The 7,046-nt window shown below is 48.5% G+C and carries 5 protein-coding genes; 3 read left to right on the top strand and 2 right to left on the bottom strand.

All coding sequences use genetic code 11. The features are described from left to right. Positions 1-10: 10 nt before the first annotated feature. Both CAG65_RS06610 and CAG65_RS06605 read left to right on the top strand, forming a co-directional pair. The gene (locus CAG65_RS06610) at positions 11-1,264 is read left to right on the top strand and encodes an aromatic amino acid transport family protein (RefSeq protein ID WP_021703616.1); all 1,254 of its coding nucleotides are present in this window, start codon (positions 11-13) and stop codon (positions 1,262-1,264) included. A gap of 95 nt (positions 1,265-1,359) precedes the next feature. After that, positions 1,360-2,721, top strand: a complete 1,362-nt coding sequence (locus tag CAG65_RS06605; protein ID WP_021703617.1) for an L-serine ammonia-lyase — start codon at positions 1,360-1,362, stop codon at positions 2,719-2,721. A gap of 64 nt (positions 2,722-2,785) precedes the next feature. Here the strand turns inward: CAG65_RS06605 and CAG65_RS06600 are convergent, their stop codons facing one another. Continuing rightward, complete coding sequence (locus CAG65_RS06600; protein ID WP_161452964.1) at positions 2,786-3,940, bottom strand: amino acid permease; 1,155 nt, start codon at positions 3,938-3,940, stop codon at positions 2,786-2,788. A gap of 500 nt (positions 3,941-4,440) precedes the next feature. Beyond that, positions 4,441-4,806 carry a 6-carboxytetrahydropterin synthase QueD gene (gene queD / locus CAG65_RS06595; RefSeq protein ID WP_021703619.1) on the bottom strand — a complete coding sequence of 122 codons (366 nt, stop codon included), beginning with the start codon at positions 4,804-4,806 and terminating at the stop codon, positions 4,441-4,443. Between the two features lie 321 nt (positions 4,807-5,127). Between queD and CAG65_RS06590 the strand changes: the two genes are divergently transcribed. After that, positions 5,128-6,747, top strand: coding sequence for a methyl-accepting chemotaxis protein (locus CAG65_RS06590; protein WP_021703620.1), 1,620 nt, complete (start codon positions 5,128-5,130; stop codon positions 6,745-6,747). Positions 6,748-7,046: the final 299 nt, after the last annotated feature.

Here is a 7,046-nt window from a genome sequence, read left to right as displayed (position 1 = left end):
GTATTCCAATATGAACTCTAACACTTCTGCGGTTTCTACCGCACAATCTTCTAGTAAGTTTACTTACAAAGATTTCACTTGGTGTCTGTCGCTGTTCGGTACAGCGGTCGGCGCCGGCGTTCTTTTTCTCCCGATCAAAGCGGGGGCTGGCGGCTTCTGGCCATTAGTAATCTTAGCTTTAATTGCTGCACCAATGACGTGGTTCGCCCACAAATCTCTGGCTCGTTTCGTTCTGTCTGCGAAAAACCCTGAAGCAGACATCACCGATACCGTAGAAGAACATTTCGGTAAGACTGGCGCCAACCTTATTACATTCGCCTATTTTTTCGCCATCTATCCGATCGTTCTTATTTACGGCGTCGGCATCACCAACACGGTTGACTCTTTCCTGGTTAACCAAATCGGCATGGAATCCATTCCTCGCTGGCTGCTGTCTGGCGCCCTGATTCTGGCGATGACCGCAGGTGTCGTGTTCGGTAAAGATCTGATGCTAAAAGCCACTTCAGCAATGGTTTACCCTCTGGTATTCATCCTGCTGGCGTTGTCTGTTTACCTGATCCCTGAGTGGAACACCTCAATGATGGATGTCGCACCAGACTGGGGCTCAATGCCAACCATCGTATGGCTGGCGATTCCAATCATCGTGTTCTCATTCAACCACAGCCCAATCATCTCGCAGTTCTCAAAAGAACAACGTCGTGTATATGGTGAAAAAGCGGTAAGCAAAACTGACGCTATTACTGGCGGTGCAGCAATGATGCTGATGGGTTTTGTCATGTTTTTCGTGTTCTCTGTCGTGCTTTCTCTGTCTCCAGAGCAGCTGGCGATGGCAAAAGAGCAAAACATTTCCGTTCTGTCTTACCTGGCAAACATTCACGAATCACCACTGATCTCATACATGGGTCCACTGGTTGCCTTTGCAGCTATCACATCAAGCTACTTTGGCCATTTCCTGGGTGCTCACGAAGGTCTGGTTGGTCTGATCAAGTCTCGTTCTGATGCTCCAGTAAGCAACATTGAGAAAGGCTCACTGCTGTTCATCGTTATTACCACTTGGGCTGTTGCCGTATACAACCCAAGCATCCTGGGCATGATCGAAACCATGGGTGCACCGATGATTGCAGCGATTCTGTTCCTGATGCCTGTTTTTGCGATGCAAAAAGTACCAGCAATGGCGAAGTACAAAACTTCAGCACCTGTTCAGATTTTCACAGTAATCTGTGGTTTTGCTGCCATTAGTTCTGTAATCTACAGCGCTCTTTAATCTCGCAGCCGATACAGACGAGAATAAAGACAAACACATAACGATAATAATAAGCCTCCCTCCTCCTCGGGAGGCTTAATTTTGAGGTAATCAAAATGATTAGTGTATTTGATATCTATAAAATCGGCGTTGGACCATCCAGTTCACACACTGTTGGTCCAATGAAGGCGGGTAAAGAGTTTATTGATGACTTGCGCTCTATGGGAAAGCTGCGCGACATCACTAAAATTACCGTCGACGTTTATGGATCATTATCACTGACAGGGAAAGGTCACCACACAGATATCGCGATCATCATGGGTCTTGCTGGCAACACTCCTGAAAAAGTAGATATCGACTCTATTCCGGGCTTTATTGCACGTGTAGAGGAAACGGAACGTCTACCTGTTGGCATGCACTGTCATACGGTGTCATTCCCTCGTGAAGGCGGAATGAACTTCCACAAAACCAATCTGGAACTGCATGAGAACGGCATGCAAATCCACGCTTGGATCGACGAAGAAAAGGCGTACTCGAAAACCTACTACTCTATCGGTGGTGGCTTTATCGTAGATGAAGAGAACTTCGGTAAAGAAATTGAAAATCCGATCAAAGTCCCTTACGAGTACACGTCAGCTGAAGAACTGATTAATCACTGTAAAGAGAGCGGACTGTCAATCAGTGCGCTGGTGATGCAGAACGAACACGCTCTGCATTCAGACGAAGAAATTCGTACCTACTACGCCAATATCTGGAAAACCATGCGCGAATGTATGGAACGCGGTATGAACACTGAAGGCATTCTGCCAGGGCCTCTGCGTGTACCACGTCGAGCGGCGGCATTGCGTCAACAGTTGATGACGTCTGAGAAGACCACCAACGATCCAATGTCTGTGGTTGACTGGGTAAACATGTTTGCTTTTGCCGTTAACGAAGAAAACGCCGCTGGCGGACGAGTGGTTACCGCGCCAACCAACGGTGCCTGCGGTATCATTCCTGCAGTTTTGGCGTACTACGACAAGTTCATTCAGACGGTGACGGAAAAAGATTACATCCGTTACTTCGCCGCTTCTGGCGCAATCGGCGGTCTGTACAAACGCAATGCTTCAATCTCTGGTGCAGAAGTTGGTTGTCAGGGCGAAGTCGGCGTTGCGTGTTCTATGGCTGCGGCCGGCCTGGCTGAGTTGATGGGCGGTAGCCCTGAACAGGTATGCATGGCGGCCGAGATCGCTATGGAACACAACCTGGGTCTGACGTGTGACCCGGTGGCCGGTCAGGTTCAGGTTCCGTGTATCGAACGTAACGGTATCGCAGCAGTGAAATCGATCAACTCATCGCGTATGGCTCTGCGTCGCTCTTCAGCGCCACGTGTTTCGCTGGATAAAGTTATCGAAACCATGCTGGAAACAGGCAAAGACATGAACGCGAAATACCGTGAAACGTCACAAGGCGGTTTGGCGATCAAAGTCGTGTGTTAATCGACACTCAAGATCAAAAAACCCGGGCATGTCCCGGGTTTTTTATTTGCTTTCATATTTAGGCTTAGATCAGCTGAGACACCAACAAGAACACCCCAAATAGCAGTGTGAACACTAACATCGGCATACCGCCTTCGGTGCGATAACGCGCATCGGCCTCGCCCGCACGACGCAAGCGGATAACCATTGCCAGCGGTACAAAAATAGCCAGAAAGACCAGAATGATACCCGCGTAGCTCAACACCGCCAGAAACTGATCTGCGGCAAGCAGCGAACCCGCCAGAGGCAGAGCAAATGTGAGCAAATACGTCACCAGTTTGTTCTGTCTGAACGCATCCACATTTTGTGTAAACAGCGCCATGGCCACACCAAAAAACGACGTCAGCAACGCCAGGCCAGTGAATACCGACAAAATTGTGCCAATCCAGGGAGAGCGCTGCTGGAACACGGTCATTAAGTCAGACACATTGCTGAACTGCTTCAACTGCGCTGCATCCAGATTCCCCACGACAGCGAACAACCAACATAAATAGCACACCAGCGGGATCATCGAACCAACAATGACCATGTTTCTTAACTGGCGGTCGGTCGCTTCGTGGTTGTAAGACACTAAAGCCGGGATCACGACCAGAAAACCAAAGCTGGTGAACAGAATTGGGCTGGTTTTGATCAGGCCAACAAAATCGATCTCCCCCGCCTGGGCCACATTCTCGAACGAAAAGAATGGCAACAGGATCAACAGAGTGCTCACCAGACTAGCCAGCATAATGAAAAATAGGACTCGGTTTAGCTTATCAATAACGCCCGTACCGCAAGCGACCACAGCGCCGGCGACTGCGGTAAACAGGATCTGGCTTTGTGTTGCCGTCAGTGTCACTCCCAGGCTTTGAAACAACTTACCGACCAAATCAGCCGCGCCCAATATGTAGGCCATCAAAAGACAAATCAGTAACGCATACAGCAAGCCATTCGTGAGCAGTTGCCCGCCTTTGCCCAAAGACTGGCGTGCGATGGAGTGCAAACCGAGGCCATCCCCGACTTTAATCGTCGCTTCAAGTAGCAGTAGCGCCGCGTACGTAGTACCGAAGCAGATCAGCAACATCAGCGCCGTACCGTACATCAGCCCGAATTGAGCCAGCACCATCGGAATCGCGAGCATACCCGCACCTAAAGCTGTACCTGCAATGATCAGGGAGCTTCCCAAAAGCTTAATATTCATATTTTATAAATTCTGTGTTGTGAAAAAGATAGGCGTTAAACCGCAGTAACGGTTAAATCAAAAACAATACGAAAATCGTGCTTGAGGGGTAATAAATCGCAACGCAATAAAGGAGTGAACAAAGCGGGAGGCGCTAACGGCGCATGATAAGAATGGAGGCGTGATAACAAGCGGTTTGCAATGTGGCGACCCTTCAGTCGGCTCAATAATGGGAGTTGTGATTTTGAATTTCATTGTTTTGTCCGTCAGTGACATTCCCTTTTTGGTCTCTTAGCCTTCCATTTCGCTAATCAATCCCTACCCGAGATAGGGTCATATTATCGCCTGACGAAACGATTGCAACGACTGATAGACTCATCATGACCAAACGGTTAAGAAACACACAACCCAAATCACGATACAAAAAAGCGAAGCTGGTGGCTTCGCTTTTTTGTTTAGCGGTGTAACGTCCTAAATAAGGTTGACACTTTCCAACCCAAATCAGGACGGATCACTGAGGTTTATTCCTCACCGATATAAATACAACCCGCCGTGCAGGTCTCTTTGATTTCCACTTTGCTCAGCAGCGGTAAAGCAGGTTTGAGCTGTTGCCAAATCCACTTTGCCAACACTTCACTGGTCGGGTTCTCTAACCCTTCAATATCATTGAGATAATAGTGGTCCAGGCGATCGTAGATAGGCTTGAATGCGGCTTTTATTTCAGAGAAATCCACGACCCAACCAGTGTGCGGATCCACTTCGCCTTCTACGTAAAGACGAACTAAAAAAGAGTGACCATGCAAACGTCCACACTTATGCCCTTCCGGCACGTGCGGCAGGCGGTGGGCTGCCTCAAACATAAACTCTTTATACAATTCTGTTTTCATCTTGATTCTCTGCCTTTCAAAGGAGACGCAATAGTAAGGAATTCACCCGTCCGAAACAAGTTTAGACACAGCTCACAAACTTGCTGACGCGATACCAATCGATTCCGCCGATAAACGACGCCAAATCACTATCCAATTCACTTCATATTGAACAGTCGAAAATGTGGCATTGCGTCAAATTATTGATTACATCATCGCCACATCACATTTACAAAACACACACTTTGTTTAGGGTCACATTCCGGATCGGCAACCATTTTTCCTTAGCCGGACCAAGGATATATTTGCGAGGTCTATTCCAATAATTCAAATAAGAATCCAATGAGCTCAACGATAACAACCAAATTGCTGGTGACCTTAATTTCTGTTTTCGCTCTGGTTTTAACTGTTTCGACCCTTTATCAATACAATCAGCAACGTGAGCTGATCTATTCTGTATTGAGTGAACAGTTACACGACAAAGCCAGTAATTATTTCGACAGCCTGAACATGATGATGCTGACGGGCACTATGGCGCAAAAAGAAACATTGCATAACAAGGCGTTAGCACAGGAAGGCATAGAAGCCGTCCGCGTACTACGTTCGGAGACCGTCAGTAAGCTCTACGGTCCGGGACTGGACAATCAGAAACCCGTCGATGACATTGACCGACGCGCACTGAAAGGTGAGCTGATTATTGAGCCGATCCAAAAAGACTGGGGGGACGGCCTGGTCGTGGCGCTGCCGATGAAGTCGTCCGAAAACTACCGCGGCACCAACTGTGTAGCCTGTCATATGGCGCCTGAGGGTGAAGTGCTGGGCGCCATTCGTCTTGAGTATAATCTTTCTCACGTCAACAGCATGATCAGTCAACGCACATTGATTGCCATCGCTATCATGTCAACCATCGCTTTCATCGGCTTTTTGCTCACTCTGGCACTTATTCGCAAGATCATCGTCCGTCCGATTCAAAGCACGTCCCGCTACATGCAGAGTGTCAGTCAAACCAAAGATTTGTCTCAGCGCCTGCACAATCCGAGAAAAGATGAAGTCGGCCAACTGACGCTGGCAATCAATTCGTTTATGGAAACCGTCAGCGACAGTCTTGGTCGGGTGCAGGACACGTCACACACCCTCTCCCACTCTGCTGCACAGCTCACGTCGGTAGCTCAGAGTACCGATCTGGCGGCCACAAACCAGCAACATGAAACCGCTGAAGTACAGACCAATATCGGTCAGATGCAGGCACAACAGTTACAAGTTGAACAAGCCACCGTCGACGCATCTGGCTTAATCAGCCACACCACTGCGATTGCGAGGCAAAGTGCGGAACAATCTCACCTGGCCAGTGAAGACATCAAAAATCTGGTCGGCGACATTGAGAAAGTCAAACAACGGATTATTGAGTTGAACGACCAGACAGGTGAAGTATCGACGATTCTTGAGGTCATTAAAGCCATTGCCGACCAGACCAACCTACTGGCACTCAACGCAGCCATTGAAGCCGCTCGAGCCGGTGAACAAGGGCGCGGGTTTGCCGTGGTCGCCGATGAAGTTCGTCAACTCGCCAGTCGTACGGCGCAGGCCACCAGCAGCATTGAAAACATTCTGGTTCAGTTCAAACAAGACAGCGAAGCATCATTGGTATCAGTGGACACAGTTTGCGCACACGCTCACCAGAGATCCACCGACATCGAAGCCTTATCGACCAGTATGAATCATGTGGTGACGGAAATGTCTCAGGCGCAACAACACGCTGAAAACATTCAGCTTCAAACCCAGTCGACCACGCAACTCAGCCAGGACGTGCAAAACAAAGTGGAAGTGATCACGCAGCACGCGGACGACACCTCTCACTCGGCAGCCCAAACGCGCGAAATCAGTCAGAATCTGGAACAATTGTCCGAACATCTGGAAGCATTGCTGAACCAGTTTACCCTGCAGGAGAAAAAACCGTCGTAAAAATCAGGAAATTTCGTCAGCCAGAGGTCAATTAAAGGTTGAAGCTATCGATTTGACAGGTAATATGTTCCGTTGATTCTGTAAAATGCAAGCCAACCCAATGTTTCGACTGTTTTTTGCCCGTTTTCACGTTCAAAAAGCGCACATTGGGTTGAATTTTTACCTCAATGGAGAAAACACCTAACATGACTTACGCGCCTGTAAAAGACGTTCTGAGCGGTAAGCTGGCAGTTGACAGTGAAGTCACTGTTCGCGGCTGGATTCGTTCACGTCGTGATTCCAAAGCTGGAATCTCATTC

Origin of the sequence: Vibrio sp. V39_P1S14PM300 (genome assembly GCF_009904765.1) — a bacterium.
In the GTDB taxonomy this organism is placed as follows: domain Bacteria; phylum Pseudomonadota; class Gammaproteobacteria; order Enterobacterales; family Vibrionaceae; genus Vibrio; species Vibrio proteolyticus.
The sequence above is the reverse complement of the archived record's forward strand: the minus strand, read 5'-3'. Positions and strand labels throughout refer to the sequence as shown.

What these genes read in the sequence shown, in the direction of transcription:
- CAG65_RS06610 (WP_021703616.1), top strand. Translation starts at nt 11, where the DNA reads ATGAACTCTAACACTTCTGCGGTTTCTACCGCACAATCTTCTAGTAAG.
- CAG65_RS06605 (WP_021703617.1), top strand. Translation starts at nt 1,360, where the DNA reads ATGATTAGTGTATTTGATATCTATAAAATCGGCGTTGGACCATCCAGT.
- CAG65_RS06600 (WP_161452964.1), bottom strand. Translation starts at nt 3,940, where the DNA reads ATGAATATTAAGCTTTTGGGAAGCTCCCTGATCATTGCAGGTACAGCT.
- queD (WP_021703619.1), bottom strand. Translation starts at nt 4,806, where the DNA reads ATGAAAACAGAATTGTATAAAGAGTTTATGTTTGAGGCAGCCCACCGC.
- CAG65_RS06590 (WP_021703620.1), top strand. Translation starts at nt 5,128, where the DNA reads ATGAGCTCAACGATAACAACCAAATTGCTGGTGACCTTAATTTCTGTT.